Annotated in this window: 4 protein-coding genes; all 4 read left to right on the top strand. The window is 55.4% G+C overall.

Translation table 11 applies throughout. The features are described from left to right. Positions 1-222 (top strand): autotransporter outer membrane beta-barrel domain-containing protein (locus tag K0778_RS25675; RefSeq protein WP_153449174.1); only part of this gene is annotated, 222 nt, incomplete at its 5' end. A 326-nt stretch (positions 223-548) separates the two neighbouring features. After that, on the top strand, positions 549-1,367 hold the full coding sequence (locus tag K0778_RS25670; protein WP_072651389.1) for a DUF932 domain-containing protein: 819 nt from the start codon (positions 549-551) through the stop codon (positions 1,365-1,367). A 90-nt stretch (positions 1,368-1,457) separates the two neighbouring features. After that, complete coding sequence (locus tag K0778_RS25665) at positions 1,458-1,943, top strand: antirestriction protein (RefSeq protein WP_000214317.1); 486 nt, start codon at positions 1,458-1,460, stop codon at positions 1,941-1,943. Between the two features lie 14 nt (positions 1,944-1,957). Beyond that, positions 1,958-2,280 (top strand): JAB domain-containing protein (locus K0778_RS25660; RefSeq protein WP_122987494.1); only part of this gene is annotated, 323 nt, incomplete at its 3' end.

Below are 2,280 nucleotides of genomic sequence, written 5' to 3'. Positions count from 1 at the left end.
TTCAGCTCCCGGGGTGACATGAGCATGGGTACAGCTGAAGCCGGCAGTAACATGACGTTCTCACCGTCACAGAATGGCACGTCACTGGACCTGCAGGCCGGACTGGAAGCCCGTGTCCGGGAAAATATCACTCTGGGCGTTCAGGCCGGTTATGCCCACAGTGTCAGCGGCAACAGCGCTGAAGGCTATAACGGTCAGGCCACGCTGAATGTGACTTTCTGATAATCAGGTCACTCCCCTTCAGGCCCCGGTCATAATGACCGGGGCTTTTTACTTTCAGGGAGCAACAGATATGCCGGGTTGTACATCACGTTTATTGCCGAAGGCTCTTTTGCTGCCAAATGGCATCTGAATCGTTCACAATTTGGCCGGTTATTGCCCGATCCCGATGGGGTTATTGGGTGATCTCCTTCCATAAAAATACGCAGCTCGCCAGTGAAGGGCTTCTCAGACAATAAACGTCATTCATTTCGTCCATCAGGCCGCGTCTTCTCCGGGAGACGCGGCTTTTTCATTTACACCGCTAACTCATTCATAAGGAATAAATCATGCGATTAGCCAGTCGTTTTGGTTATGCGAACCAGATACGCCGTGACCGCCCCTTAACCCGTGAAGAACTGATACAGGTCGTCCCCAGCGTATTCGGGGAAGAGAAACACACATCCAGAAGCGAGAACTATACCTGGATCCCCACCATCACCGTGCTGGAAAGCCTGCAGCGGGAAGGCTTCCAGCCATTCTTCGCCTGCCAGACCCGCGTGCGCGACCCGGGCCGCCGGGGATACACCAAACACATGCTGCGTCTGCGCCGTGACGGGGAGATAAACGGACAACATGTCCCTGAAATCATCCTGCTGAACTCCCATGACGGTACCTCCAGCTACCAGATGCTGCCGGGTTACTTCAGGTTCGTCTGCCAGAACGGATGCGTCTGTGGTCAGTCTCTGGGGGAAGTGCGTGTTCCACACCGGGGAGACGTAGTGGAGAAAGTTATCGAAGGGGCTTACGAGGTGGTGGGGGTTTTTGACCGGATTGAGGAGAAGCGTGATGCCATGCAGTCGCTGGTCCTGCCGCCACCGGCACGCCAGGCGCTGGCACAGGCGGCACTGACTTACCGTTATGGTGACGAACATCAGCCCGTCACCACTGCTGACATTCTGACACCGCGACGCCGGGAGGATTACGGTAAGGACCTGTGGAGTGCTTATCAGACCATCCAGGAGAATATGCTGAAAGGCGGGATTTCCGGTCGCAGTGCCAGAGGAAAACGTATCCATACCCGTGCCATTCACAGCATCGACACGGACATTAAGCTCAATCGCGCATTGTGGGTGATGGCAGAAACACTGCTGAAGAGTATGCGCTGATGCCTTTTCCCTGAAAGCGCAGTTCTGACTCATGTCCGTCCCTGCCCCGCGACTTCTTCCATTCATTTACTTTTTATAAGGAATAATCTCATGACAACCGTTTTGCATAATTCCACCACACCTTCTGTTTCCGTAACCGCTGTATCAGAGAATAACCCGCCTCAACTGGTTGCCACCCTCGTCCCTGATGAACAGCGCATCAGCTTCTGGCCGCAGCATTTTGGCCTCATTCCACAGTGGGTGACCCTGGAGCCCCGTGTCTTCGGCTGGATGGATCGTCTGTGCGAAGACTACTGTGGTGGTATCTGGAATCTGTACACCCTGAACAACGGCGGGGCATTTATGGCACCCGAACCGGATGACGATGATGACGAAACATGGGTACTGTTCAGTGCCATGAACGGTAACCGCGCTGAAATGAGCCCGGAAGCCGCCGGCATTGCTGCCTGTCTGATGACGTACAGCCATCATGCCTGTCGTACGGAGTGTTATGCCATGACGGTCCATTATTACCGGCTGCGGGATTACGCCCTGCAGCATCCGGAATGCAACGCCATTATGCGCATCATTGACTGAAAGGGGCCGGAACAATGCAACAGCTTTCCTTTCTGCCCGGAGAGATGACGCCCGGCGAGCGCAGCCTCATTCAGCGGGCCCTGAAAACCCTGGACCGCCATCTTCATGAACCCGGCGTGGCCTTCACCTCCACGCATGCGGCACGGGAGTGGCTGATTCTGAACATGGCGGGACTGGAGCGGGAAGAGTTCCGGGTGCTGTATCTGAACAACCAGAATCAGCTGATTGCCGGTGAAACCCTCTTCACCGGCACCATCAACCGCACGGAAGTCCATCCCCGGGAAGTGATTAAACGTGCCCTGTACCACAATGCCGCTGCCGTGGTGCTGGCACACAA

The organism is Escherichia sp. XD33, assembly GCF_019375075.1.
Taxonomy (GTDB): domain Bacteria; phylum Pseudomonadota; class Gammaproteobacteria; order Enterobacterales; family Enterobacteriaceae; genus Enterobacter; species Enterobacter flexneri_A.
Note: the sequence above shows the minus strand (reverse complement) of the source record. Positions and strands in the feature narration are given on the sequence as shown.

Excerpts from the sequence above, each read along its gene's own strand:
- K0778_RS25670 (WP_072651389.1), top strand. The coding sequence starts at position 549 with ATGCGATTAGCCAGTCGTTTTGGTTATGCGAACCAGATACGCCGTGAC.
- K0778_RS25665 (WP_000214317.1), top strand. The coding sequence starts at position 1,458 with ATGACAACCGTTTTGCATAATTCCACCACACCTTCTGTTTCCGTAACC.